Source organism: Micromonospora sp. NPDC047756 (assembly GCF_055587245.1).
Genome location: NZ_JBVJGQ010000002.1, coordinates 140,028 through 164,841, shown reverse-complemented (window position 1 = coordinate 164,841; position 24,814 = coordinate 140,028). Strand labels below are relative to the sequence as shown.

At 69.9% G+C, this 24,814-nt stretch carries 21 protein-coding genes; 10 read left to right on the top strand and 11 right to left on the bottom strand.

The window, feature by feature from the left end; all coding sequences use genetic code 11:
- The first annotated feature begins 8 nt into the window (after positions 1–8).
- Entirely contained in the window at positions 9–1,544 is a 1,536-nt protein-coding gene (locus tag ACZ6NZ_RS05930) for a LuxR C-terminal-related transcriptional regulator (protein WP_465856188.1), read from the top strand.
- A gap of 93 nt (positions 1,545–1,637) precedes the next feature.
- Here ACZ6NZ_RS05930 and ACZ6NZ_RS05925 read toward each other — a convergent pair whose 3' ends face one another.
- A complete protein-coding gene (locus ACZ6NZ_RS05925) occupies positions 1,638–3,107 on the bottom strand; it encodes a dihydrolipoyl dehydrogenase family protein (protein ID WP_465856186.1) in 1,470 nt (489 codons plus the stop codon).
- Positions 3,108–3,328: 221 nt separating this feature from the next.
- Between ACZ6NZ_RS05925 and ACZ6NZ_RS05920 the strand changes: the two genes are divergently transcribed.
- From ACZ6NZ_RS05920 to ACZ6NZ_RS05910, 3 genes are all read left to right on the top strand, one after another.
- Positions 3,329–3,505: a hypothetical protein gene (locus tag ACZ6NZ_RS05920; protein WP_465856184.1), complete on the top strand. Its 177-nt coding sequence runs from the start codon at positions 3,329–3,331 to the stop codon at positions 3,503–3,505.
- 209 nt (positions 3,506–3,714) lie between these two features.
- A complete protein-coding gene (locus ACZ6NZ_RS05915) occupies positions 3,715–4,626 on the top strand; it encodes a carotenoid biosynthesis protein (RefSeq protein WP_465856182.1) in 912 nt (303 codons plus the stop codon).
- An 8-nt stretch (positions 4,627–4,634) separates the two neighbouring features.
- Complete coding sequence (locus ACZ6NZ_RS05910; RefSeq protein ID WP_465856180.1) at positions 4,635–5,360, top strand: alpha/beta hydrolase; 726 nt, start codon at positions 4,635–4,637, stop codon at positions 5,358–5,360.
- 103 nt (positions 5,361–5,463) lie between these two features.
- Here ACZ6NZ_RS05910 and ACZ6NZ_RS05905 read toward each other — a convergent pair whose 3' ends face one another.
- The 4 genes from ACZ6NZ_RS05905 to ACZ6NZ_RS05890 form a co-directional block, all read right to left on the bottom strand.
- Positions 5,464–6,426, bottom strand: coding sequence for an alpha/beta fold hydrolase (locus tag ACZ6NZ_RS05905; RefSeq protein ID WP_465856178.1), 963 nt, complete (start codon positions 6,424–6,426; stop codon positions 5,464–5,466).
- Positions 6,427–6,530: 104 nt separating this feature from the next.
- Entirely contained in the window at positions 6,531–9,308 is a 2,778-nt protein-coding gene (locus ACZ6NZ_RS05900) for a helix-turn-helix transcriptional regulator (protein WP_465856176.1), read from the bottom strand.
- 165 nt (positions 9,309–9,473) lie between these two features.
- Positions 9,474–9,764, bottom strand: coding sequence for a hypothetical protein (locus ACZ6NZ_RS05895; RefSeq protein WP_465856174.1), 291 nt, complete (start codon positions 9,762–9,764; stop codon positions 9,474–9,476).
- Positions 9,761–10,525 carry an ATP-grasp domain-containing protein gene (locus ACZ6NZ_RS05890; protein WP_465856172.1) on the bottom strand — a complete coding sequence of 255 codons (765 nt, stop codon included), beginning with the start codon at positions 10,523–10,525 and terminating at the stop codon, positions 9,761–9,763. Before ACZ6NZ_RS05890 ends, ACZ6NZ_RS05895 begins: the two co-directional genes overlap by 4 nt.
- A gap of 130 nt (positions 10,526–10,655) precedes the next feature.
- Between ACZ6NZ_RS05890 and ACZ6NZ_RS05885 the strand changes: the two genes are divergently transcribed.
- Positions 10,656–11,228: an RNA 2'-phosphotransferase gene (locus ACZ6NZ_RS05885; protein WP_465856170.1), complete on the top strand. Its 573-nt coding sequence runs from the start codon at positions 10,656–10,658 to the stop codon at positions 11,226–11,228.
- Positions 11,229–11,278: 50 nt separating this feature from the next.
- Here the strand turns inward: ACZ6NZ_RS05885 and ACZ6NZ_RS05880 are convergent, their stop codons facing one another.
- From ACZ6NZ_RS05880 to ACZ6NZ_RS05870, 3 genes are read right to left on the bottom strand one after another with little or no spacing between them, the layout of a single operon-like run.
- Positions 11,279–11,578, bottom strand: a complete 300-nt coding sequence (locus ACZ6NZ_RS05880) for a DNA glycosylase AlkZ-like family protein (RefSeq protein ID WP_465856168.1) — start codon at positions 11,576–11,578, stop codon at positions 11,279–11,281.
- Entirely contained in the window at positions 11,532–12,350 is an 819-nt protein-coding gene (locus tag ACZ6NZ_RS05875) for a DNA glycosylase AlkZ-like family protein (protein WP_465856166.1), read from the bottom strand. Before ACZ6NZ_RS05875 ends, ACZ6NZ_RS05880 begins: the two co-directional genes overlap by 47 nt.
- Positions 12,350–12,547: a hypothetical protein gene (locus ACZ6NZ_RS05870; RefSeq protein WP_465856164.1), complete on the bottom strand. Its 198-nt coding sequence runs from the start codon at positions 12,545–12,547 to the stop codon at positions 12,350–12,352. Before ACZ6NZ_RS05870 ends, ACZ6NZ_RS05875 begins: the two co-directional genes overlap by 1 nt.
- Before the next feature lie 91 nt (positions 12,548–12,638).
- On the opposite strand from ACZ6NZ_RS05870, the gene ACZ6NZ_RS05865 reads away from it, so the two are divergent.
- From ACZ6NZ_RS05865 to ACZ6NZ_RS05855, 3 genes are all read left to right on the top strand, one after another.
- Positions 12,639–12,995 carry a VOC family protein gene (locus ACZ6NZ_RS05865; RefSeq protein WP_465856162.1) on the top strand — a complete coding sequence of 119 codons (357 nt, stop codon included), beginning with the start codon at positions 12,639–12,641 and terminating at the stop codon, positions 12,993–12,995.
- Between the two features lie 95 nt (positions 12,996–13,090).
- Entirely contained in the window at positions 13,091–13,660 is a 570-nt protein-coding gene (locus ACZ6NZ_RS05860) for a TetR/AcrR family transcriptional regulator (protein WP_465856160.1), read from the top strand.
- A 48-nt stretch (positions 13,661–13,708) separates the two neighbouring features.
- Positions 13,709–14,923: a GDSL-type esterase/lipase family protein gene (locus ACZ6NZ_RS05855; RefSeq protein WP_465856157.1), complete on the top strand. Its 1,215-nt coding sequence runs from the start codon at positions 13,709–13,711 to the stop codon at positions 14,921–14,923.
- A gap of 93 nt (positions 14,924–15,016) precedes the next feature.
- On the opposite strand, the gene ACZ6NZ_RS05850 is transcribed toward ACZ6NZ_RS05855, so the two are convergent.
- Genes ACZ6NZ_RS05850 through ACZ6NZ_RS05840 form a run of 3 tightly spaced genes read right to left on the bottom strand, consistent with a single transcriptional unit; the run spans position 15,017 to position 17,395 of the window.
- Complete coding sequence (locus ACZ6NZ_RS05850; RefSeq protein ID WP_465856155.1) at positions 15,017–15,796, bottom strand: MerR family transcriptional regulator; 780 nt, start codon at positions 15,794–15,796, stop codon at positions 15,017–15,019.
- 43 nt (positions 15,797–15,839) lie between these two features.
- Positions 15,840–16,601: an ABC transporter permease gene (locus ACZ6NZ_RS05845; protein WP_465856153.1), complete on the bottom strand. Its 762-nt coding sequence runs from the start codon at positions 16,599–16,601 to the stop codon at positions 15,840–15,842.
- Entirely contained in the window at positions 16,601–17,395 is a 795-nt protein-coding gene (locus tag ACZ6NZ_RS05840) for an ABC transporter ATP-binding protein (RefSeq protein ID WP_465856151.1), read from the bottom strand. The genes ACZ6NZ_RS05845 and ACZ6NZ_RS05840 overlap by 1 nt, the downstream gene beginning before the upstream one ends.
- A gap of 162 nt (positions 17,396–17,557) precedes the next feature.
- Here ACZ6NZ_RS05840 and ACZ6NZ_RS05835 point away from each other — a divergent pair, with 162 nt between their 5' ends.
- Both ACZ6NZ_RS05835 and ACZ6NZ_RS05830 read left to right on the top strand, forming a co-directional pair.
- Positions 17,558–21,928 carry a glycoside hydrolase family 9 protein gene (locus ACZ6NZ_RS05835; RefSeq protein WP_465856149.1) on the top strand — a complete coding sequence of 1,457 codons (4,371 nt, stop codon included), beginning with the start codon at positions 17,558–17,560 and terminating at the stop codon, positions 21,926–21,928.
- Positions 21,925–24,807, top strand: coding sequence for an ATP-binding protein (locus ACZ6NZ_RS05830; protein WP_465856147.1), 2,883 nt, complete (start codon positions 21,925–21,927; stop codon positions 24,805–24,807). Before ACZ6NZ_RS05835 ends, ACZ6NZ_RS05830 begins: the two co-directional genes overlap by 4 nt.
- Positions 24,808–24,814: the final 7 nt, after the last annotated feature.

Genomic DNA, 24,814 nt, shown 5'->3' with positions numbered 1-24,814 from the left:
ACTCGGCCGTGCCCGGTGAACGGCGACTGATCCACCGCACGCTCGCCGAGAACACGACCGGCGATCCGACGCGGCGACTGTGGCACCTCGGCCTGGCGGCCACCGCCCACGACGACGCTCTCGCCGATGATCTCGCGACCCACGCCGACCTGGCGCAGACGCGCGGCGGCACAGCGGCCCGTGCCGCATTCCTCGAGAGGGCCGCCCTGCTCACCAGCGAGCCGGCCGTACGCGCCGACCGCGCGCTCGCGGCGTCGGCGGCGATGTACGACCACGGCGACGTCGCCGGTGCCCAGCGGCTCCTGGCCAGCGTGACGCCGGAGTCGCAGGACGCCGTCAGCGCCGCTCGGCGCAACTGGCACCGGGCTCGGATCCAGACCGCCCTGTGCTCCGGCGAGGAGCCCGCACGCCACCTGCTGGAGGCCGCCCGGCGACTGTGGCCACTCGACCCGGCCGACGCACGGGAGGCGTACCTCGATGCCCTCCTCGCAGCGATGCTCGCCAGCGGGCCCACGGATCGCGCGCTGCTGCTCGTCACGGCGACCGAGGCCCGAGCGGCCGTGTGCGAAAGCGGCTGCGGACCGGCCGACCAGCTTCTGTTCGGGCTGGCCACGCGGGCACTCGACGGCTACGCCCGCTCGGTTGCCCCGCTGCGGGCCGCAATCTCGGCTTTCCGGGAGCCCTCTCTCGACCCTCGGGAGGCGCGGTGGCTCGGCCTCGCGGGTCTGCTCGCCGCGGACGTGTGGGACAGCCAGGCGTGGCGAGACCTGGCTCAGCGTCACCTCGCGACCGGACGAGGCCCACGACCCGACAACCGGCTCTCGCTGATTCCCCCGCGGGCTCGCGGTCACGACAGCGGGACCGCCGAGGCGCTCGCGGCTGCGGCGCTGCACAACGCGGCAGGGCGGTACGACCTGGCCGTCGGGGCGGCTCGCACGGCGCTACGGTCGGAGCATCCCGGCTTCACCGGCGGGGCGCTGATCGAGCTGGTCGAAGCGGCGGTCCGCTCGGGTGACGAGAATTCGGCCGCAGAAGCCGCGGCCCGGCTCTCGCGGCGCACCACAGCGGCGGGGAGCGACTGGGCGATGGGCGTCCAGGCAACCGCCGAGGCGCTACTCGCCAAGGAGCGGGACGCGGAGGCTTCCTACCGGGAGGCCATCGAGCGGCTCGGTCGCACCGGCCTGCTCGATCGGCTGGCACGGGCCGAACTGCTCTACGGCGAGTGGTTGCGTCGGCGTAACCGCCGCGTCGAAGCGCGGGCTCAGCTGCGCTCAGCGAGCGGGCATTTCGGCGAGGTCGGCGCCGACGCCTTCGTCGAGCGGGCCCGCCGGGAACTGCTCGCGACCGGGGAGAACACGCGTCAGCAGACCGGCGGGGCTCGACGGCAGCTGACCCCGCAGGAGACCCAGGTCGCAACGTTGGCTCGGGCCGGGTCGAGCAATGCCGAGATCGCCGCACAGTTGGCCATCAGCACCCGTACTGTGGAATATCACCTGTATAAGGCCTTCGCCAAACTCGGCATCAGGTCCCGCGCGAAGCTGTAGCAGCGTCGATATCGGGGCGGGCCGGCCAGCGGCATCCGCAAGCCGGTTGTCACCTGCCCTGCGGGCGGATTCCCGCAGGGCAGTGATGCTGGCTCAACCGTCTTTTCCGTCCCGGTACGCCTCCAGCAGCCGCAGCCACACCTCGCTGACCGTCGGAAACGACGGCACGGCATGCCACAACCGGCTGATGGGCACCTGACCGGCCACGGCCACCGTGGCCGAGTGAAGCAGTTCGGCGACTCCGAGCCCCACGAAGGTCACCCCGAGGATGTGCTCGGTTGCGCTGTCGACGACCATCCGGGCACGGCCCTCGTAGTCGTCCGCGAACAGACGAGCGCCAGCAACGGTTGCCGCCATGTCGACGTCGACGACCCGCACGTCATGACCATTGCGGCGCGCCTGCTCAGCGGCGAGCCCGACCGCCGCGACCTCGGGATCGGTGAAGATGACCTGCGGTAGGGCGTGCACGTCAGCCGTAGCCGCGTGCGGACCCCAGGCTGAGGTGTCCAGGGCCTGACCTGCGGCAACGGACGCGATGGCGTTGCCGACGACGCGGGCCTGGTACTTGCCCTGGTGGGTCAACAGTGCGCGGTGGTTGACGTCACCGATCGCGTACAGCCAGCCGCCCTCGACGCCGTGAACCCGGCAGGTGTCGTCCACGTCGAGCCAGGACCCCGGCCTGAGTCCCACCGTCTCAAGACCGATGTCGCCGGTGAGCGGGACGCGTCCGACGGCAACGAGCACCTCGTCCGCTTCCACCTCGGTGTCATCGTCGAGCACCAGCGTCACGGGACCGGTGGGTGACGGCCGGCGCATCGACATCACGGTCGCACCCTGTCGGACGTCGACCCCCGCCTTCCGCAGACCCGCGCCGACCATCTCGCCGGCGAAGGATTCGAGCCGCGGTAGGAGACGCGACTCTCGCGCCAGCAGCGTCACCGCGGACCCCAGCCCCTGCCAGGCGGTGGCCATCTCCACACCGACCGCGCCGCCACCGATGACGGCCAAGCGGGCGGGAACGGCCGATGTGTCGGTGGCGGTCCGGTTCGTCCAGACCAACGCCTCGGCGATACCCGGCATGTCCGGGATCGCCGCGCGGCTGCCGGTACAGAGCACTACCGCGTGTCGGGCCGTCAGACCGACGATCTGCTCCTCCGGGGTCACGACGGCGACACGACGTGGACCGTCGACACGGCCGTGGCCGCGAAACAGGTCGGCGCCGATGTCCTTGACCCACCGCGCCTGCCCGGAGTCGTCCCACCCGGTGACGGCGAGGTCCCGGCGGCGGAACACGCCGGCAGCGTCGACGGGCCCCGTGACGGCCTGCCGTGCACCGTCGAGCCGGCGAGCCTCGTCCACCGCCACGACCGGGCGAAGCATCGCCTTGCTCGGAATGCACGCCCAGTAGGAACACTCACCGCCGACGAGTTCCCTCTCGACCAGCGCCACGGTCAGGCCAGCTGCCGTGGCGCGAGCGGCGACGCTCTGTCCGACGGGACCACCGCCGATGACGATCACGTCGTAGGTCCTGCCCGCGGAGCCCTCGAACTCGGAATTTTCCATCCTTCTCGCCTTTCGGGATCGCACAGTCGGGTCAGCTTCGGCCACTGTCGCAGTCGGCCGCCTCGAGCGAGTCCGTATTGACCCCGGATCAACCCCGGGGCTCCCGTCAGGTGTCGATCGGCCTGCGCCTACCGACACGTTGCGCGTCGCCTGCCGCCTCAGCCCGCTGCACGACGGGACCTCGCGGTTTGTCGCCGCCCCGATCTGGAAAGGATCTTGTCATGACCATATGGAGCAGGCTCAAGGACCGGCGAAACAAGCAGATCCAGCAGCGGCGCCAGGAGGCGTACCTGCGGGCATCCGCACGAGGAGCTACCCCGCAAGAGGCTCGTAAGGCTGCGGACCGGGCGGAGAACGGCGGGACGAATGCCGCCGTCATGGGCGCCATCACCAGTTGACATCGGCGAACACGACGCGCAGCCCGAACCCGACGGGCTGCGCGTCGTCATCTGCCTGCTGCGCTGATCGAGCGGAGAACGCACCCGCCGCGGCGTGAAACGCCACCACGTCCGGCGCGCAAGGCAACCTGAACTTCGTCAGACGAGCCCACCTCTGTGATCTCTCACACCGGGAGAACTTCGCCCGCGTCGCTTCGTACCTGTTGGTTGTGAGTGCTCAAATCCAACAGATCGAGGCCGGGGGTCGGCGCGAACGGCGGCGCCCCACCCGGGCAGTCCTCGTCGTGATGTGGTTCGCCGTCGGCGTGGACGCGATCGCGAACCTGATCCCCTTGCCTCTGGCAGGCTCGGTGGTGACCGTGGTGAGCCTGCTGATGGAGCTGACGTTCGCCCTGTCGCACGGCGCCGTGGCCTACCGATGGCGGGGGATTCTGGTCTTCCTCCTGCTGGCGCTGGTGGTCAGCAACGTCATCGAGGACATCGGCGTGCTGACCGGCGTGCCGTTCGGCCACTATCACTACACCGACGAGCTGGGCGCCAAGCTGATCGAGGTGCCCGTGCTGATCGGGCCGGCCTACGTCGCCGTCGGCTACATGGCCTGGTCCATCGCCAGCATCCTGTTCCGCCCGGTGCACCGGGGCAGCCCTGTCGTCGCAGTCATCGGCACACCTCTCGTCGCCTCCTTCGCGATGGTGGCCTGGGATCTGGCCCTGGATCCGTCGTCGTCGACCCTGCGGGGTCGCTGGGAGTGGGAGGACGGCGGTGGGTACTTCGGCGTGCCGCTCACGAACTTCCTGGGCTGGAGCCTGACCGTCTACGTCTTCTACCAGCTCTTCGCGCTGTACCTGCGCCGGTGGGGACCCGAGGCCGACAGCCTCGGACGGACGCGCGGTGGCTACCTCCCGCTACCGATCGTCGCGTACGTGGTGGTGGCCGGCGACTACGTCGTCACCTGGCTGACCGGCGGCCACGACGGTGTGCCAGCACACGTCATGGATGCCACCGGACACCTGTGGCGCTCCACGGACGTCTACGAAAGCTCGGCCCTCTCCGCCATCTACGGAATGGGCGTCCTTGCCCTGCTGGCCGCTCTCCGGCTGGCCGACCAGCACCGCTCCTAGGCGGTCGCATGTCCAATAGAAGGAGTTCCACCTTGCTTGACTCCGCCCCTCCCCCGTCCTTCCTGCTCGTGCACGGCGGCTACCACACCGCGTCCGCCTGGCTGCCCGTACAAGGCCTTCTCGACGCCCAGGGATGGACGTCCGAGGCGATCAGCATGCCCAGCGCGGGCAAACAGCCCACGGCAGGGCTGTACGAGGATGCCGACGCGCTGGCCGCGAGGCTGCGGGAGATCGAAGGCCCGGTCGTGGTGGTCGGTCACTCCCACGCAGGCCTGACCATCACCCAGCTCGGCGATGACCACCCGAACCTCGTCCGTCTGATCTACGTCGCCGCGTTCATGCCGGCCGAAGGGGTTTCCGCCGCGACGGCCTTCGGCATTCCGGTTCCCGACGACCCCAGCGGCCTCGCGCCGCGCGAGGCGTACGGAAATCCGCGGGAGACGTTCTACTCGGACCTCTCGGACGTCGACGCGAAGGTGGCCATCGACCAACTCGTCGACCAGAGCCTGCTGTCGTGTGTCCAGCCGACGACGCGGGCGGCCTGGCGCAGGGTCCCCTCGACCTACGTGATCTGCACCGAGGACAAGCAGTTCCCGGTCCCCCTGCAGGAGCAGTACGCGTCGCAGACGAGCGACGTCGTGCGGATTGGGACGGGCCACTCACCGATGCTGTCAGCGCCGGACCAGGTCGCGGACATCCTGACAGCTCGTGCGGGCAGAGCAGTGCGGCGCTGAGGACGCGAGCCGACTGACCGGCCGGACGAACCGGTCCCGATCGAGGACGCCACTGCCGGTCCGGCCGTTCCGCGGCCGGACCGGTCAGTGGCCGGATGGTCTGTCAGAGAGCCGCAAGAAACTGGAGCAGCAAACGGTTGACCTCCTGCGGGCGTTCCTGCTGAATCCAGTGTCCGCACCCCGGCAGGAAAATCGGCTCCGCGAAGTGGTCATGCCGACGGGGAAGGGTCCGCACATAGTCTTCGAGACCACGGAACGCCAGTACCGGGTCCAGATCGCCCGAGACGAACAGCGCGGGCATCGGCAGACGGATCCCGTCGAAGGCAGCGGTGAGTTCCCAGTTGCGGTCGAGGTTGCGATACCAGTTGAATGCTCCGGTGAAGCCGTCCTCGAACTGGGCGGCATAAACCCGCAGGTCCTCCTCGGTCAGCCAGCCCGGCAGCGCCGCGCTGTGCTCCGGGTCGATCGCCTCCAGCAGCCCACCACCGACGGGGACCAGCATGTCCCGGGGCGCGCGGTTCGCCGGGTTGTCCCCGCTCACGCCATAGAAGGTACGACGCAAGCTCGTCATCGGGTCTCGGCCGAACTCTTCGTCCGCGACGCCAGGCTCCTCCATGTAGTTGATGTAGAACCGCCCGCGGTGCATCGCGCGCATGGTGCTCAGCTGTCCAGCCTCTCCCCGCAGATACGGGGGAACACTGAGCCCCACGACCCCCCGGATGAGGTCAGGACGCATAAGGGCGATGTTCCACGCGACAGTGGCGCCCCAGTCGTGGCCGACCAGCACGGCATCCTGGGCCTCCAGCTCCCGCATGAGGCCGGTGATGTCGGCAACCAGATGCATGATCGAATAAGCGTCGACCGCTGCCGGATGCGAGCTGTCGCCATAGCCTCGTTGCTCGGGAGCGACCACTCGGTAGCCAGCCTCCACCAACGGGCGAATCTGGTGCCGCCACGAGTGAGCCGACTCCGGAAAACCGTGCAGCAGGAGGACGAGAGGCCCGTCGCCCGCCTCCGATATCCTGATATTGATACCGTTGGTCGCGACGAGACGACTCTGCGACATGCGACTCCAGTGTGCTTCGTGGGTGAGCGACCCGAGACGGCAGGCTGTTGCCGATCGCGACCAGGTGCGCGCGGGAGTTCCCCGCACCGCCAGTGTCCCCGGGGTCAGCGACGCAATTGACGCCGTGAGGTAATGCCCAACTTGGCGAAGATCTTACTCAGATGCCACTCGACCGTCCGTGGACTGATGAACAGACGGGTTCCGATCTCCGCGTTCGAGAGCCCTTCCCGGGCCAGCTTGACGATGTGGGTCTCCTGTGGCGTCAGCGGGCCGGCGTCGTTGCTCGGCCGTTGACGGACGGTCATTCCAAGCCGATGAGCGGCTGAGGCGGCAAACGCCTCCATGCCCATCCCGGCGAACATGTCGTAGGCCGTCCGAAGCTGGTCCCGGCCATCATCGCGTCGACCGAGCTCGCACAACCATTCACCGTAGTAGAGGTGGGCGCGCGCCGTCAGCGGTCGAATCATCGTACGGTTGAGCCGCTCGATCGCCTCGACGTACAGCTCCTCCGCCCTCGCACTGTTGGTCAGCATGGCGCGGCAGCACGCCTCCACACCGAGCGCCCAGTCGGTGCCGCACGCCTGCGTCGAGATCGACAGCCGCTCCAACGCGTCAGCCCCGAGTTCGGGCTGTCCGCTCCGGGCGGCGGCGATGATCAGTTCGACGAGCGGCGCACCGGTCAACACCCCGGGTTCCAGGCTCGACTGAATCGTCAGCTGAGCTGCGCTCAGCGCCTCACCGAACCGGCCCGCACCGTTGTAGAGCAACGCCTGGGCCCAGCCGACGATGGCCGGGGCCAGCCCTTCACCGCGGCGGCTGGCGTCGGCGGTGCTGACAGCGGCCAAGTCGAGGGTCCGCGCCTCGTCGCCCTGCCACGCGGCGAGCAACAGGGCCATGTAGTTCGGCACCGGAATCCCGGTTCCATCCGCCACATCGTCGAGTTCCATGATCAGTACGGATGCCTCGGACAGGTCGCCTGCGAACAGGTGCATGAGGATGCGTGTCGTCAGCGCCAGGGGCAGGTCGGCCAACGCCCCGCTCTCGCGCGCCAGCCGGACGTAGCTGCCGGTGAGCACGTCCGCCGCATCGTCCTGGCAGAGGTCCGTAGCGATGGAGCTGGCGAACCACATCCACCGAAGGCCCTCCTCGCTCGCCAGATCCGGGTTCTGGAACGCCTTCAGCGCCTCCTTCATCTTCGGCACAGCAGCAGCGAAGCCCGCGGTGTACCGCACTGCCAGACCGTCCAGGAGAAGGTCCGAGGGCCGCACCGGCGCTGTGGCGACCGGCGCAGCAGCGGCCGCCCGGGCCACATCGCCCAGGGTGCCGCTGCTGCCGGAGTCGGACGCGTACCAGGCCGCGCGCAGTGCGTCGAGATACGTGCTCCGGGCGAGACCGACGTCCAGCGGCTCGAGCCGCGATGCCGCCTTCAGGAAGAGGTCGGCCGTTTCCCGACCTCGGTCGACCGTGAAGGCGATGTCGGCCCGCAGGAGATCCGCGCGTGCCCGGTCAAGCTCGGATGAATGTTCGGCCTCGGCCACGGCGAGCAGGCGCAGCGCGACGTCCGGAGCACCGCCCAGGTGTCGGGCCTGCGCCGCCGCCAACAGCCGCGAAGCCCGCCGGGCCGGATCCGGAGTCAGCTCCGCGGCTCGTTCCAGGAACACTCCGGCCGCCGCGAACCCGCCACGGGTCTGGGCCCGAGCGGCGGACGCCTGCAACTCGGTCGCCACGTCCTCGTCGGGGCCTGCGGCTGCCTGCGCCCGGTGCCAGGCTCGCCGGTCCGGATCCGTGCCGGGCTCCATCGTGTCGGCGAGCGCGGCATGTGCCTTTCGCCTGTGCGTTTCGCTGGCTGCCCGGTAAACCGCCGAGCGCAACAGGGGGTGCCGAAACCGCACCCCGAAGCCGAAATCCACGAATTCCGCGGCGAGCCAGGAAGCGGCGAGATGACTCTCGACGGGAACACCCATACGAGTGAGAGCGCCCCATACCAGCACGGGATCCCCGACGGGCTCGACCGCGGCGACCAGGAGCAACGTCCTGGCGTCCGGAGGGAGCGCGGCGATCTGCCGCCGGAAGCTCTCCTCGATGCGGCGAGGCAGAGCGTCGTGGCTGACAATTCCGAAGCCGCCGCCGAGTTCAGCAGCGGTGAAGCCACGCGGCAGTTCGGTGAGCGCCAGGGGATTGCCGTGGCACTCGGCGATGATGCGGTCGAGCACCCTCTCGTCGACAGGCCCGAGAAACGTGGACGCGAGCAACGCCCGCGAATGCTCGTCGGTCAGGCCGGTGACGGTCATGACCGGCAGGCCCTTCAGCTCCGGCATGTCGTCGCTGTCGAGGTCTGCGCGTACCGCGAAGATCATGATCAGCGACTCGGTTCTCAGCCGCCTGGCCACGAACCCGAGGACCTGGGCCGAAGCCTGGTCCAGCCACTGGGCGTCGTCAACGATGCAGACGACCGGCTGTCCGTCGGCGAAGCCAGCAAGCAGGCCGAGCACGCCCAGACCAACCATGAAAAGGTCCGGCGCCTCGCCAACGCTCAGGCCGAACGCGGTGCTCAGCGCACGGCCCTGCTGAGCCGGCAACTGCGCAAGGCGGTCCAGGACCGGCGCGCAGATCTGATGCAGGCCGGCAAACGCGAGTTCACTTTCGGCCTCCACCCCGGCGGCCTGGACGACCCGGCAGTCCCCGGCCTGAGCCAGGGCGTAATCCAGTAGCGCGGTCTTGCCGATTCCCGCCTCACCACGAAGTACGAGGGCCCCGCTGACGCCGACCCGCCCATCCGCGAGGAGCTGATCGAGCGCCGCGCGTTCGACGCTCCTGTCCAACAGCACGTCGCGTCGTCTTCGCCTGCTCGTGGCCGCATCACGGCCGTCCTGGGGAAACATCGCCATAAACCCTAGTCGGGGACGTAGCCGCTGAGCCGGCGCGGTGGCCAACCCCGAGCGACAAATCCCCCCTCTCCCCCCAGCCAACGGCATTAGACGAGCGGCGACGGCCGATCGTCCAGCTCGCGGCGCCAGATCCGTTGCCAGCGTTCCTCGGCCGCGAAGTCACGCCAGCGCGCGGCGGGACCGTCCGGATGGACGCCACAGGTCGGGCACGCGCGGCCCGGACGGGACCACGTCGCGTGTGCGCTGCAGTTCGTCGGCGGCACGCACGAGCGCGTCGAGGTCGTCGGTGAGACGGCGTGGGATACGGGCGGCGACGACCAGGTGGTGCCAGGTGGCACGGAATCCGTACGGGGCACAGTGCAGAGCGCCCTCTCGCAATGCGGAGAGCCTGCGCTGCGGCGAGAGCGTGCTGTCGCGGACGTGGCGCGCCTGCGCAGGGAAGCTGGTCACGGAGCCAATGATGGCGCTCCGCGTCGGATGAACTGTTGATCGCGGATGGTCACCGAGGCCGTTGGGCTTGCCGCTCGAAGGACGACATCGAGGACCAGGTCGGGATCCGCTACGTAGGCGCCGCTGGCCCATGCGGCGTTTGCCTCGATCACGGCCCAGTGACCGTCGACCAGTCCCACGTCTACGACGATGGCGGAGGGCAACGTGTGCCCGTAGCCGGCGATGAGATCGGCGCCGAAGGCCAGCGCGTCGCTCGACGGAGGGCCGAGGTGCAATCGGCCGCGCGCGGCGTACTGGCTGCCGGCGTGGACAACAGCGTCGAGCACGTGTAGCCGGTATTCGGCGGTGAAGTCGACGATGTCGCTGACGAGCACCGGAGTCCGCCGGTCGACAGCATCCGGGCCGGGCAGACGGGAGCCATCTGTGTAGATCATCGCCGGGATGTTCTTGTCGTTGGGCGACTTGATGAACGCCGGTCGACGAAGTTCGTAGGCCTCGCCGATGGCGACCAGGGTGATGTCACGGCGGGTAAGTTCACGGGGAAGGCCAGTCAGCCAGCCAGGTTCCGCTTCCAGGGGCGCGATCCCGAGCAACGGTGCGACGACATCGGCGAAGCTCGGACCCGCGTGAAGGTGATCAGCACATAGTCCGGCGGGCACTTCGAAGGAGCCGAGCTGGACGGTGCCTATTCCGCGTCGATGAGCGGCGTCACGCAAGCTCCGAGCCGAGGCCGTCAGGCGTGGCGGCAGGACCAGTGTCACGGCTGATGATTCTGCCCCACTAAGCCGTCAGCATGACAGCGGTTATCAGGCGTCCCGGTGTCGCCGGCAACGATCCTGCAGTGGCCCAGCGGAGGAGATCGCGTTTTCGGTGTCGTCGGAAAACCTCTCGATGCGACCTACGGTAATCGAGCACAATGCCACCGTGGATCGCGAGCGCCTGGTGAAGGTGAGCAAACGGATGTCGAAGGCACTCCGGCACGATCCCGACCGGGCCGGTCTGGTGCTCGACCCGGCCGGTTGGACTCCCGTCGACGCTCTGCTCGCCGCCCTACGGATCGAGCGGGCCGAGCTGGACGCGGTCGTCGCCGGCAACGACAAGCAGCGGTTCGCTGTCGAGCGCGGCACCGACGGGGTGCTGCGGATCCGGGCCAACCAGGGCCACTCGGTGCCGGTGGACCTCGGGCTGCCCCCGGTGACCCCGCCGGACCGGCTCTATCATGGCACCGGCGCCGGAGCACTGGAGTCGATCCGGGCCACCGGCCTGCACCGCGGCGGCCGGCACCACGTTCATCTCTCCGCCGACACCGACACCGCCTATCGGGTGGCCGCCAGGCGGGCCGGTCGGGTCGTGATCCTCACCGTCGACGCGGCGGCGATGGCCGCCGACGGGCACGTCTTCCACCGCAGCGCGAACGGCGTCTGGCTGACCGACGCGGTCCCCGCCAGCTATCTGCTCGACTGACCCCTGGCCCAGCGGCGCGGACACGAAGGATGGTGTGCTGCACCCTCTCCTTATTCGAATTCCTCGACGAGCCGTACGTCGGGCGCGGCGTCGGGGTGCAGGAAAGCCAGCAGCGCGGCACCTTCGGCCGTCACCGCCTCGCGCTCGGCGGCAGTCAGCGGTACGAAGAGTCGAACGGTGAGCGCCGCAGCTGCGACCGTCCACGCTCCCGCGGTGAACCCGTCGACCAGTACCGCTCGGGGAACCGGACCGTGCCGGGTCACCGCCCGCTCGCGGAACTCGTCGGTGAGCACCCGCGTCCGGTCACGATAGGACAGCAGCAGGTTGTCGAAGTCGTACAGATACCGCACCGGTGCCGGGGTGTCCGGGTCGGGGCCGCGGCGCGTCGGGCAGGTCGACGTACCCGCCGGGGAACGTCCGCAGCCGCGGCCGGAGCCGGTCGACCACCTCGGCGAGGTGGGTGAGGCCGCTCCAGGTCTGCGCGTCGGCCACGGTCGCCGGGCCGTACGCGCCCAGATAACGCAGCACGAGGTCGTCGATTGTCATCGGGTGCAGCGGCGGGTTCGCCCCGACGTCGAGCAGCGCGTGCACGGTACGGCCGCTACGGCCCCACACCCCGCGAGGTGGCGTCTGCACGAGAGGAAGCAGGTTACGCGCCGCGTACGCGAGCGCCGCCGCGTTGTTGTCCGGCCACCGCCGCAGCAGTGCGGCACCCGTCTCGGCGGGCGTCATCGCCCGCTCGGCGAGCAGGTCGTGCGCGTGTGCCGCCACCGCACTCGTGTCGAGCCCGCGCATCCACCGCCCGTGGGTGTGGTTGGCGAACAGGTCCCGGTCCAGCACCGGCTGCACGAGCGGCCGAATCCGTGCGGCTTCCGCGGCGCCGATCAGGTGAATGGTGGACCGCATCAGCGCGATCCTCACCACCGCCCGGCTCTCCAGCAGCGCCGCGACGTCGACCGCCCGGAAGTCGGCGAGCCGGCTCCACAGTCCTGCGTACCAGGTGTGCGGGGTCTGTGCCTGCAGCCCGACGAGGTGGGCGAGGGCCGCTGGGACGCTCATGTCGGAGCGGCGCAGGAGCAGCTGGCGGTCGAGCGTGGCCCGGTTGAGCGCACGGCGATCCATCAGCGTTTCCCCCATGCCCGCCGGTCGTACCCGTGCTGCCCGCATGCGGCCAGCACGCGGACCCGGGCCCTCGGCGCACCGTGGTCGTCGCGGGCGCCGGGCAGGTCGTCGGAGCACCGGGTACGGGCGAGCCGGTTGGTGAGGTCGTCCAGGTCGGCCCGCGCGGTGGCGGTGCGGGACTCGCGGATCTCGGTCATGCCGTGAACTCTGTCAGCTCATGCGGACGGACCGATACGGCGCGCGGAGGCGGATGGTGTCGCGTGACGGGAGTTCCGCCAGGATCGGTGGATGGCGAACGTCTGGTCCGGTGTGACGATTGATTGCCTTGACCCCGAGCGGGTAGCCCGGTTCTGGAGCGGCCTGCTCGGTCGCGAGCCCGGTCCCTCGCAGGAGGGTTGGGTCTACCTCGGTGAAAGCGGTGACCCTCAGCCACGGCTGGTGTTCCAGCCGGTGTCGGAAGCCAGGACCGGCAAGGTGCGGATTCACCTCGACATCTCCGTCGACCAGATCGACGAGGCAATGTCCCTGGCCGTCAAGCTCGGTGGCCGGTTCACCGGCGAGCGGCACGACTACGACGACGGCGTGGTTGTCGTTATGGCCGACCCTGAGGACCACGAGTTCTGCCTGGTCCAGTATCACCGCTGACGGTGGCGCCCAGTGCCTTAGTTTCACCTTCACTGTCGGATTTGCCTACAGGTATTAGGCAGGAGCATAGTTGCCGTAGGTAGATAGGGGGTGTGATGGACAGACCAGGGCTGACGCCGGAGCGTCTGACCCGAGCGGGGGCGGAACTGGCCGACGAGGTCGGCTTCGACCAGGTCACCGTCTCGGCGCTCGCTCGGCGGTTCGACGTCAAGGTCCCGAGCCTGTACTCGCACCTGAAGAACTCGCAGGACCTCAGGATCCGCATCGCGCTGTTCGCGCTGGAGGAGCTCGCCGACCGCGTCGCCGATGCCGTCGCCGGTCGGGCCGGCAGGGACGCGCTGGCCGCGTTCGCCGACGCCTACCGCGACTACGCCAGGGAGCACCCCGGCCGCTACGCCGCCGCCCGGCTCCGGCTCGGTCCGGAAACGGCGGCCGCCAGCGCGGGTGTCCGGCACGCGCAGATGGCTCGGGCGATCCTGCGGGGTTACGGGTTGGACGAGCCGGACGCGACCCATGCGGTCCGGATGCTGGGCAGTGTCTTCCACGGCTACGTCAGCGTGGAGCTGGCCGGTGGTTTCGAACACAGCGCTCCCGCCGCGCTGGAATCCTGGGAATGGATCGTGGATTCGCTCGACGCGGTGTTACGCAACCGCAGCGCTCGCTGACCCGACCGCGGCCGCACCACCGCCAGCGGTTCGCAGCGCGGTGCGCCGATGAACATCGAGATCTCGATCGAGAGGCTTGAGGCAATGCCCACCGAACATCAGTGGATCACCACACCGGTCACCGCGGCCCTCGTGCGCGGCTCTGTCGATCTGGAGGAGACCGCGCGCGGTCTCCTGCCGCATCGGCTGACCGCCCGGGCGCGCCAGCAGATCCCCGATGACCAACTGGCCATGGCTGAGGCCCAGCCCGCCGGGGTGCGGCTGGCTTTCCGTACCCGGGCCACCACCATCGAACTGGACACGCTGCCCACCAAGCGGGTCTACCAAGGCTTCCCGGCCCCACCCGACGGCGTCTACGACCTGCTGATCAACGGCCGCCTGGCCGCACAGACCTCGGTGCCCGACGGCAACGTCCGGACGGTCACCAACATGTTCACCCAAACCTCTGTGCTGGTCGAAGGGCCGGCCGGCACCGCCCGCTTCGCTGATCTGCCGGACGGTGAGAAAGACGTCGAAATCTGGCTTCCGCACACCGAGATCACCGAGTTGATCGCGTTGCGCACCGACGCGCCCGTCGAGCAGACGCCGCCCAACGGAAGCAGGACGTGGCTGCACCACGGCAGCTCCATCAGCCACGGCTCGAACGCCGATCATCCCACCGCCATCTGGCCAGCCCTGGCCGCGGCGGAGGGCGGCGTGCAGTTGGTCAACCTGGGGTTCGGCGGGAGCGCGCTGCTCGACCCGTTCACCGCCCGAGCGATGCGGGACATCCCCGCGGACCTGATCAGTGTCAAGATCGGCATCAACATCGTCAACAGCGACGTGATGCGGCTACGCGCCTTCACCCCGGCGGTGCACGGCTTCCTCGACACTGTCCGCGAAGGGCACCCGACCACACCGCTGCTGGTCGTGTCCGCCATCCTGTGCCCGGTTCAGGAGGACACGCCGGGTCCTCTCATGCCGGACTTCGAGGGCGGAACTCTGCGGTTCAAGGCCACCGGCGATCCCGCCGAGCGCAACGCTGGGCGGCTGACCCTCACCGTCATCCGTGACGAACTCGCCCGGATCGTCGAGCAGCGCTCGGCCGATGACCCGAACCTGCACTACCTCGACGGACGCGACCTGTACGGCGAGGCGGACTACGAGGCACTCCCACTGCCCGACGAGGTGCACCCCGACCCGGCCGGACATCGCCGTATCGCCGAGAACTTCGCGCGGCTCGCGTTCGGCGACGGCGGCCCCTTCGCCACCAGGGCCAGCTGACCGTCTGTCGCGCGCCGAGCAGCGAAGGACGGTGCGCCTGATCCCCCGTGGACGTCAGGGCCGGCGTCAGGCGCGCGAAGCCGCGCCGGCAGGTCAGCCGGGCGGCTCAGCCAACCGCTCCATCCGGTTCCACCCGGACCAGCCGCGCTCGCGCAGCAGCTCCCGCAGCCGCCGCACCCGCGGGTCGGACTCGACGGCAAGCGCGTCGATCAGGTCGTGCGGCAGGTCGTCGTCGACCACCTCACCGGGAACCACCTGGCCTGCGGCGTATGCCTGCTCCGCCAGACAGGCCATGATGTCGGCGGCCTCCGCCAGCCGCGGATCGTCCTCCTCGTCCCCTTCGAAGATCTCCGAGAGCACCCGGTAGAGCCGGACGACCTGCGGATCGTCGAGAGCGGCGATCTTGCCGGGCATCCACTCGACGACCCGGCTGGGCCAGCGTGCCGCGACTAGGATCCACCCGTCCCGTTCGGCCTCCACCATCCGCTGTGACGCCCCGATGCCCCGCAGCCGGTCGAGATAGGCGGCGACCTCCGGTGGAAGCGCCAGGCTGTCCCCGGCGGTGAGCTGCGCGATATGCGTACGGCTGGTCTCCAGCCGTTGGATCTCGTCGCACAGGTGCTTGTCGATGGTGCGGATCGCCTCGGCGAAGGCTGGCGCGTCGGCTTCCAGCATCCGGCTGATCTGCGACAGTGGCACGCCGGCGTCAGCGAGGGTGCGGATCTTGATGAGCGACACGACTGCTGTCGCCCCGTATCGCCGGTAGCCCGACGCGTCCCGCTCCGGCTCGGGCAGGAGCCCGATCTGGTGGTAGTGGCGCACCGCCCGCACCGTGACGCCCGCGTACGCGGCCAGTTGACTGATCGTCAGCATCCTCTGATCCTGCCCGCAGACGGTGCGGCCCTGGTCGGCATCGTCAGGAGATCTTGCGACGGTAGGTGAGGTTGGCGAACACGTAGGCGAGGACGAGGATGCCTACGCACCAGGCGAGGGCGATCCAGATGTCGGTGCCGATGGCCTGTTGGGTGAACAGGTCCCGGATCGCGTTGACGATGGAGGTCACCGGCTGGTGCTCGGCGAAGGCGCGTACCGGACCGGGCATGGACTCGGTGGGCACGAAGGCTGAGCTGACGAACGGCAGGACGATGAGCGGGTAGGAGAACGCGCTCGCCCCGTCCAGGGTCTTCGCGCTGAGGCCGGGGATCACGGCGATCCAGGTCAGCGCCAGGGTGAACAGGACGAGGATGCCGGCTACAGCAAGCCAGTTCAGCACGCCCGCCCCCGAGCGGAAGCCCATGATCACGGCGACGAGGACGACGACCACTAGCGAGATCACATTGGCGACCAGCGAGGTCAGCACGTGCGCCCACAGCACCGATGAGCGGGCGATCGGCATGGACTGGAACCGTTCGAAGATGCCGCCCTTCATGTCCATGAAGAGCCGGAAGGCCGTGTAGGAGATGCCCGAGGCGATCGTGATGATCAGGATGCCGGGCAGCAGGTAGTTCACGTACGAGTCGGAACCGGTCTCGATCGCGCCGCCGAAGACGTACACGAACAGCAGCATGAACGCGATCGGCATGATCGCGGTGGTGATGATGGTGTCCGGGCTGCGGGCGATGTGGCGCAGCGAGCGTCCCAGGAGAACGGCGGTGTCGCCGACAAAGTGCTTGTGCATCACTGTTCCTTGTTCGTGCGAGCGCCGACGAGAGTGAGGAAGACGTCCTCGAGGCTGGGCTGCTTCTCGACGTACTCGATCTTCGCGGGTGGGAGGAGTTGCTTGAGCTCGTCGAGGGTGCCGTTCACGATGATCCGGCCCTCGTGCAGGATCGCGATCCGGTCGGCGAGGTGCTCTGCCTCGTCGAGGTACTGCGTGGTGAGCAGTACGGTGGTGCCGCCTTTGGCAAGTTCCTTGACGGCCTGCCACACCTCGATGCGTGCCTGCGGGTCGAGCCCGGTGGTCGGCTCGTCAAGGAAGATCACCGGCGGGCTACCGATGAGACTCATCGCGATGTCCAGGCGGCGGCGCATGCCACCGGAGTAGGTCGCCACCCTCCGGCTGCCCGCCTCGGTCAGCGAGAAGCGACGCAGCAGGTCGTCCGCGATGGCACCCGGGCCGTTGAGGTGCCGGAGCTTGGCGACCAGGACGAGGTTCTCCCGCCCGCTGAGGATCTCGTCGACCGCCGCGAACTGCCCGGTGAGGCTGATCGACTCGCGTACGTCAGCAGCCTGTACCGCGACGTCGAAGCCGTTGACCCGGGCGGACCCCCCGTCAGCCTTGAGCAGCGTCGAGAGGATCTTCACCACGGTGGTCTTACCGGCCCCGTTCGAGCCGAGCAGAGCGAAGATGCTGCCCTGCGCTACGTCAATGTCCACCCCGCGCAGGACCAACAGATCCTTGAACGACTTCTCCAGGCCGTGCACGCGGATCATGGACTGCTCGACCTGAGCTGTTGTTGGCGAATTGCTCATGGCAGCCAGCATGGAGGGTTGACGCAGCGTCAGGGTCAAGCCCGCTGGGCAGATGCGAATGTTCGCGCCCGACGTGGACCAGACGGATAGGCAATTTCTGCCGATGCGATGTCGAGCCCCGCTACCGCATGGTCTCTGTGTCCGAGTTCTGGAGGATCTGACGTGGGCTCTGCACGCAAACGGTTGGCCACGATCATCGCGGCGACGACGGCGGCGACGCTGTTGTCCGCGGTCGAACCGACGACACCGGCGGTGGCGGCCCCGGAGGACCGGATCACCGCGTCCTGGAACATGCGGGGCCAGCGCCAAGGAGGGGAAGGGCCGCCGGAGTCACGGTGGCTGACCGGTATTCAGGGGATGTTCCTCCGAGAAGGGGTGCAGGTCGCCGCGCTCCAGGAGGCGGGCAACGCACCTCCCGACCGGGCGGTGTGGACCGATCGTCAGTTCGCCGATCCCGGCATCACCGAGCATCTGTACAACATGGGCACGTCCGAAAGCGCGGATTTCCTGCAGATCTACTGGGCCGACCCCGGTCAGCAACGCAACGGCCTGGCCATCGTCACCCGGGAGACGGTGACCGACGCCGTGATCCTGCCGGTGCATTCGCGGTTCGACTCGCGGCCGATGATGGGCGTCCAGATCGGCACCGACTGGTATTTCACCGCCCACGCGCGCTCGAACGGCGCGAACAGTGCCAACGACGCTCCCGACATCATCGAGACGGCGCGGCAGTTCATGGCCGGTCGCCCCACCGGCGAATGGATGGTGCTCGCCGACTTCAACCAGGAACCCGCACGGATGCCGGCCGCGTTGCAGAGCCACATGGTCGTGACGGACCAGCCCACCCACCAGAGCGGCAGCGAGCTGGACTTCGCCTACGCCAGCAACGGGAACAACACCACCATCAACGCCGAGCGTCACGGCCAAACCTCTGACCACTGGTACGTCCGTTACGTCGTGAACGCCGGCTGTGGCGCCGGCGGTGGCCTCGCGCCCCGGTCGACCGCCGAGCGGGACTGCTACGCCCCGGTCCCCGGTGACACGTACCGCTTCTTCGCCCGTCACCTGGAGCACGCGGTGATCGCGTCGAAGACGAACGACGGCGACGACATCGGACCACACGTCAGGACGCCGCGCGGCAGCCTCGACGAGGCCCTCCAGGTGCGCTTCAGCACGGTTGCGGGCCAGTACCAGCTCGCCTGGCCGCAGGCCGACCCGGCGACCGAGCGGTGCCTGTCCTGGGACGCGAACTCCCGCAGCACCGGCAGCACCCTCTGCTCGGAGCAGGCAGAGGTGTCCCGGTGGCAGTTCAAGGACGGGCAGATCTTCACGCCCGGGCTCGGCGGCTCCCTGCAACCCTCCACCAACGCCCTCGGCTCGCGGCTGGTGGTCGCGCAGGACTTCTACCAGTGGCGACCGGAGCCCCGCAACGGCATCGGCCCGCGCTGGGACCCGATCGGGGAGTTCCGGGACGCCGCACCGGACGGCTCGGAGACCCACTTCCCCGACCTCGACGGCGACGGCGACGCCGACCATGTCATCGTTCAGCCCGACGGTCGGATACCGGCGTGGCGTAACAACGGCCCCCGATCCACCTGGACCGCCCTCGGTGACATCAGCCCGCCGGACCGGGGTCTGCCCAGTACGGTGCACTTCGGCGACCTCGACGGCGACGACCGGGACGACTACCTCCGGTTGCAGACCGCGGACGAGTCGCCCACCGGGACCCGGGTCATCTGGATGTCCCGCAACGAGTCCGACGCCGCGCAGATCCGGTTGGGAGCACGCTCCATCGTCGCCAACGACCTGCGCTACGAAAACCCGCGCTTCGTCGACATCGACGGCGACGGAGACGACGACCTGATCAACTCGGACCGGCTGAGTCACGCCAGCCTCTGGGAGAACCGGTCCCAGGGCCGGACGCCGGTGCCGGGCGACTGGCACTCGGTCAGCGGCTTCGCGACCCCCGCCGACGGCTATTACCAGACGACGTTCACGGACGTCACCGGTGACCGCCGGGCCGACGTGCTGCGCGTCGACTACCCCAGCGGCAAGGTGCAGGCCTGGGAGAACACCGGCGCGCCGTGGAGCGCGACGACCGGCTGGCGGTCACTGGGCCCAATCCGTGACGATGGCCCGTTCGCCGGCACCAGCGGCCTGTTCGCCGACCTCAACGCCGACCTGGTCGGCGACTTCGTCCTGGTCAACGCCGCCTCCGGCGTCCTCGACGGTTGGCTGCTGCCCCGGTACGGCAGCGCGGATCCCGGCCCGGGACAGCCCGGCCAGGGCGGCGGGCAGGACCTGCCGGCGGGCACGCTGCCGGCGTACGGGGGTGGGCCACCGCGACCGCAGCTCGACGGCCGGCTGTTGCAGAACAGCACGTTCACCGGCACGGACAAGCCGTGGTGGACCAACGCGGGGATGACGCCGAAACTGGAGGGCGGGACCTTCTGTGTGACCGCGCCCGCGTCCACCAACCCGTGGGACGTCCTGGTCGGGCACAACAGCATCTACCTGCCCGGCGGCGCCACCTACACACTGCGGTTCCGCGCCCGCACCAACACGGCGGCGAATCCGCTGATCTACCTCGCGCCCTTCGACAACCCGACGAACGTCACGTACCTGAACAAGGGCTTCACCACCGGCACCGCCTGGAAGGAGTACGAGTACAGCATCACCACGACCTACCCGGAGCCGTACCGGTTGGCCCAGCTCCAGTTCCGGCTCGGCAAGTCCAGCACGCCATACGAGTTCTGCATGGACGACGTGACGCTCACCGGCGCCGAGTACGCGTACCGGGCCGACGCCGGGCCGGAGGTCAAGGTGAACCAGCACGGCTACCTGCCCAACGGGCCCAAACGGGCGACGTTGCTGTACGGCGCGTCCTACGCGGTGCCGTGGACGCTGCGCCGGGCCGGCGGCGGCGCGACGGTGGCGACGGGTCGGACCACCCCGACCGGCTTCGACGCGTCGGCAAGCGCCAACACCCATGTGATCGACTTCAGCCAGGTCACGACCACCGGTCGGTTCGAGTTGGTGTACGACGGCTGGGTCGACCGGCCCAGTCACCCGTTCGACATCCGCGCGGACCTGTACGACCGGCTGCGCACCGACGCGACCCGGTTCTTCTACACCAACCGCAGTGGGATCGCGATCGACGGGGGCATCGCCGGGGCCGCGTACGCCCGCCCGGCCGGGCACGTCACGGACTCGCCGAACGGGGGCGACACCCAGGTGCCCTGCCAGCAGCCGAAGTCGTTCCTGAACAACTGGACCTGCTCCTACCGGCTGGACGTCACCGGCGGCTGGTACGACGCCGGTGACCACGGCAAGTACGTCGTCAACGGTGGCATCGCCACGTACCAGCTCCTGTCGACGTGGGAACGCAACCGGCCGGCGGCGCTCGGCGACGGCACCCTGGCCGTGCCGGAACGCGGCAACGGCGTCCCGGACATCCTCGACGAGGCCCGCTGGAACCTCGACTTCATGCTGAAGATGCAGGTGCCCGACGGTCTGCCGCTGGCCGGCATGGTCCACCACAAGGTGCACGACGAGACCTGGACCGGGCCGCCGATGCTGCCGCACCAGGACAAGAAGGCCCGGAAACTGCACCGGCCGTCGACGGCGGCCACCCTGAACCTGGCCGCCGTCGCGGCCCAGGCGGCGAGGATCTACCAGCCGTACGACGCCGGCTTCGCCGCCCGGCTGCGCGCGGCGGCCGAGCGGGCGTACGCGGCGGCCCGCGCCAACCCGGCGCTCTTCGCACCGTACGAGGACCGCAGCGGTGGAGGCCCCTACAACGACGGGGACGTCTCCGACGAGTTCTACTGGGCCGCCGCCGAGCTGTACCTGACCACCAGGGACGCCAGCTACCTGACCGCCATCCGGGTCAGCCGGTTCCACACCGCCGCTACGGCCTTCAGCCAGAACGGCTTCTACTGGGGCTCGGTGGCCGCGTTGGCCCAGCTCGACCTGGCGCGGTTCGGCACCGACCTGAGCGACCGTGAGCAGATCAAGGGGTGGGTGGTCGCCGCCGCGGACCGGTTGATCTCGTTCCAGAAGGCCGAACGTTTCGGGCAGACGTACTCCCCCACCACGGGTCGCTACGACTGGGGCTCGAACGCGTCGATGCTGAACAACCAGGTCGTCTTGGCGACCGCCTTCGACCTCACCGGCAATGCCAGGTACGCCGACGCCGTCTTCGAGGGCCTCGACTACCTGCTGGGCCGCAACGCCCTCGGGCAGTCGTACGTCACCGGCTACGGCAGCAACGACGCGAAGAACCAGCACAGCCGGTGGTACGCGAGATCGTTCGACGCCCGGTTGCCGAACCCGCCGGTGGGGTCGGTCGCGGGTGGGCCCAACTCCAGCCTCCAGGACCCGCTCTCGGCGAGTTGGCTGCACGGGTGCGCCCCGCAGCTCTGCTACGTGGACAATCTCGAAGCCTGGTCGGTCAACGAGATCACCATCAACTGGAACTCCGCGTTGACGTGGGTGGCGGCGTTCGCGGCCGATGTGGCCGGCCGTCGATGATCGAAAGGACGGCCGGTTACGCGAGCCTGCTCGTCGGACGGGCGCCCGAGATCGCGGTGCTGCGCGACGCCGTGCACCGGCTGCGCGACGGCACCGGCACCGTGGTCTGGGTCGAGGGCGAGCCGGGGATCGGCAAATCGTCGGTGGTCGCGGCGGGCCGCCACCTCGCCGCGCAGGCGGGTTGCCAGACCGCGGAGGGCTTCGCCGACCAGCTCGCTCACCCGCCCCTGCTCGGCGTACTCCTGGACTGCCTGGGGATCGGGCCGCGGTCGAGCGATCCGCGCCGGGCGCGGATAGCGGCGTTCCTGCGCGACAGACGGTCCGCCCTCGACCTCGCCGACGCCGCCCACACGGCGGCGGCCGTGGAGATGGTCGTCGCCCTGGTCGACGAGTTGTGCACCGCCGGCCCGATGATGCTCGTCGTCGACGACGTGCAGTGGGCCGACGACGCGTCCCTGGACGTGTGCCGCCGGCTGGCCTCGATCGCCGTACACCTGCCGTTACTGCTGGTCCTGGCATATCGTCCCGGCGTACACCGGTCGGCCGTGCGGCGGTTGCGCGACGTCGCACGCCGGCCGGACGTGGTCCGCATCCCGCTCGGTCCCCTCGGCCCGGAGTCGGTCCGCGACCTGCTCGCCGCACTTGTGGACGCGCCGCCCGGGGCGGGGCTTGTCCGGCTCGCCACCCAGGCGGCCGGCAATCCGCTCTTCCTGCGGGAACTTGTCGAGTCACTGGTACGTGAGGACCTGGTCGACATCAGCACACAGGCCGAGGTGCGTCGATCGGCTGCCGGTGTGCTGCCGAGGTCGTTGGCCGCGACCCTGGAGGGCAGGCTGAGTTCCGTTCCCGCCGGCACCATCGAGTTGCTGCGGGCGGCGGCGCTGCTCGGCGGTGAGTTCGCGGTCACCGACCTCGCGGCGCTGCTCGGCCGCCCGGCGATCGACTTCACCGCCGACCTTCAGGAGGCGGTGACGGCGGGCATCCTGGTCGAGGCCGGCCCCCGGATGCGGTTCCGGCACCCGTTGCTCCGGCAGGCCCTCTACGACGGGATGCCGGCCGCGCTGCGCGCCGCGCTGCATCTGGACGTGGCACGGGCGTTGGACGCCGCGAGCGTGGAGCCGCAGCGCGTGGCCCAGCACCTGCTCACCTCGGGCGTCGTCGGGGACCGTTGGGCGCGGCGGTGGCTGGCCGACGCCGGAGCGGTGCTTGCGGGTTGGGCGCCGCACCTCGCGGCCGAGGTGCTCCGTCGGGAGGTCGACCACGAACCGGGTGACGAGGCCGACGGGGTGGCGCTCGGCATGAACCTGGCACGGGCCCTCATCGCCAGCGGCGAGCACGAGGAGGCCGCCCATCGGGTACGGCAGACCCTGGGGTTGGTCGTGGACCCGGACGACCGTGGACACCTGCACTGGATGCTCGCCCGTGCGCTGTTCAGTGGCGGACACAACGACGCGGCAGTGGCCGACCTGCACCGGGCCCTCGCCGACGCCGACCTTCCCGACGCCTGGCGGGCCCGGCTGCTCGCCGCGCTGGCGATGTTCCAGCGGGCAGGCTCCGGGGACCTGGCAGGGGCGGATGCCACCGCTCGGGATGCGCTGCGGACGGCGGCCGGGACCGGAGACGCCTTCGCGACGGCGTACGCGCTGACCGGTCTCTGGGCCAGCCACTCGGTGCGGCGGCAGCACCGGCTCGCCCTGGACAGCGTGGAGCGGGCGATCGAGGCGTTGGGCCCGGTCGCCGACCACGTCGACCTGAGGGCGTTCGTCCTGCACGGGCGGATCTTCTCGTTGCAGAACCTGAGCCGGTGGTCGGACGCGGAGGCGGCGCTGCGGGACGCCCGGGACTTTCTGCGGACGGCCAACCGCACGGACGACACGACCGCCGGGGTGACCGCCGCCGTGTTGCTGTTCTGGCTGGGTCGGTGGGACGACGCCGTGGCCGAACTCGACGCGGTCGCGCAGGACACCTCCGCGTCGACGTACCGGGGGCTCCGCGAAGGGGGCCCGGGGTGGCTCTGGTACGGGGTGTCCGCGCTCATCGCCGGCCACCGGGGCGAGCGGGCCCGGGCCGCCGCGCACCTTCGGGCGGGATTCGACCGCCCGGTGGTGACCGTCGCCGACCGGGAGAACATCGACTTCCTGCTCGTGGCGCGGTCCCTCGCCGCCGAGCAGGACGGCGATCTGCGGGTGGCGCTGGACCATCTCGGTGGTCTCCTCGACCGGCGGCCGGGCGAGATGACCCTGACCCACCAGTGGCTGCCCCGCTTCGTCCGGCTCGCTCTGGCGGTCGACGACCGGTCGGCGGCGGAGGCCGGGGTGCGGGCCTGTCTGGCCGAGGCGGCGGCGGAACAGGTGCCGGCCCGAGCTGCCGCGTCCGCCGACAGGTGTCGCGGCCTGCACGGCGGCGACCCGGGGACACTTCGGTCGGCCGTGGCCCACTACCGGGCCAGCGGGGTGCCGGTGGAACTCGCCGGGACGCTTGAGGATCTCGCCGTGGTCCTGGCCGAGCGGGGCGACACGGCCCAGGCGCGGACCGCCCTGAACGAGGCGGTCGACCTGTACGGCGGGTTCGGCGCCACCTGGGACGTCCGCCGGGCCGAGGCCAGGCTGCGCAGTCGTGGGGTTCGGCGTGGGGTACGGGGTGCCCGGAGCAGACGGGCCGGACACGGCTGGGACGCGCTGACCCCCACCGAGCGCAAGGTCGCCATGCTCGTCGCGGCGGGTCGGTCGACGCCGGACATCGCGCAGAGTCTGTTCCTCACCCGCCGGACGGCCCAGACGCACATCTCGCGGATCCTGGCGAAGCTCGGCATGCACAGCCGGGTGGAGATCGCGGGTGCGGTGCTGCGTCGGTCTCCGGAGGATGCCGTCGAGCGGTGACGGCGCT

Bases quoted from the DNA above. Each gene is read 5' to 3' on its own strand.
- ACZ6NZ_RS05855 (WP_465856157.1), top strand. From the start codon at position 13,709: ATGAACATCGAGATCTCGATCGAGAGGCTTGAGGCAATGCCCACCGAA.
- ACZ6NZ_RS05830 (WP_465856147.1), top strand. From the start codon at position 21,925: ATGATCGAAAGGACGGCCGGTTACGCGAGCCTGCTCGTCGGACGGGCG.
- ACZ6NZ_RS05905 (WP_465856178.1), bottom strand. From the start codon at position 6,426: ATGTCGCAGAGTCGTCTCGTCGCGACCAACGGTATCAATATCAGGATA.
- ACZ6NZ_RS05910 (WP_465856180.1), top strand. From the start codon at position 4,635: ATGTCCAATAGAAGGAGTTCCACCTTGCTTGACTCCGCCCCTCCCCCG.
- ACZ6NZ_RS05845 (WP_465856153.1), bottom strand. From the start codon at position 16,601: ATGCACAAGCACTTTGTCGGCGACACCGCCGTTCTCCTGGGACGCTCG.
- ACZ6NZ_RS05840 (WP_465856151.1), bottom strand. From the start codon at position 17,395: ATGAGCAATTCGCCAACAACAGCTCAGGTCGAGCAGTCCATGATCCGC.
- ACZ6NZ_RS05900 (WP_465856176.1), bottom strand. From the start codon at position 9,308: ATGTTTCCCCAGGACGGCCGTGATGCGGCCACGAGCAGGCGAAGACGA.
- ACZ6NZ_RS05925 (WP_465856186.1), bottom strand. From the start codon at position 3,107: ATGGAAAATTCCGAGTTCGAGGGCTCCGCGGGCAGGACCTACGACGTG.
- ACZ6NZ_RS05870 (WP_465856164.1), bottom strand. From the start codon at position 12,547: ATGACCGAGATCCGCGAGTCCCGCACCGCCACCGCGCGGGCCGACCTG.
- ACZ6NZ_RS05865 (WP_465856162.1), top strand. From the start codon at position 12,639: ATGGCGAACGTCTGGTCCGGTGTGACGATTGATTGCCTTGACCCCGAG.
- ACZ6NZ_RS05875 (WP_465856166.1), bottom strand. From the start codon at position 12,350: ATGGATCGCCGTGCGCTCAACCGGGCCACGCTCGACCGCCAGCTGCTC.
- ACZ6NZ_RS05885 (WP_465856170.1), top strand. From the start codon at position 10,656: ATGCGACCTACGGTAATCGAGCACAATGCCACCGTGGATCGCGAGCGC.
- ACZ6NZ_RS05850 (WP_465856155.1), bottom strand. From the start codon at position 15,796: ATGCTGACGATCAGTCAACTGGCCGCGTACGCGGGCGTCACGGTGCGG.
- ACZ6NZ_RS05920 (WP_465856184.1), top strand. From the start codon at position 3,329: ATGACCATATGGAGCAGGCTCAAGGACCGGCGAAACAAGCAGATCCAG.
- ACZ6NZ_RS05860 (WP_465856160.1), top strand. From the start codon at position 13,091: ATGGACAGACCAGGGCTGACGCCGGAGCGTCTGACCCGAGCGGGGGCG.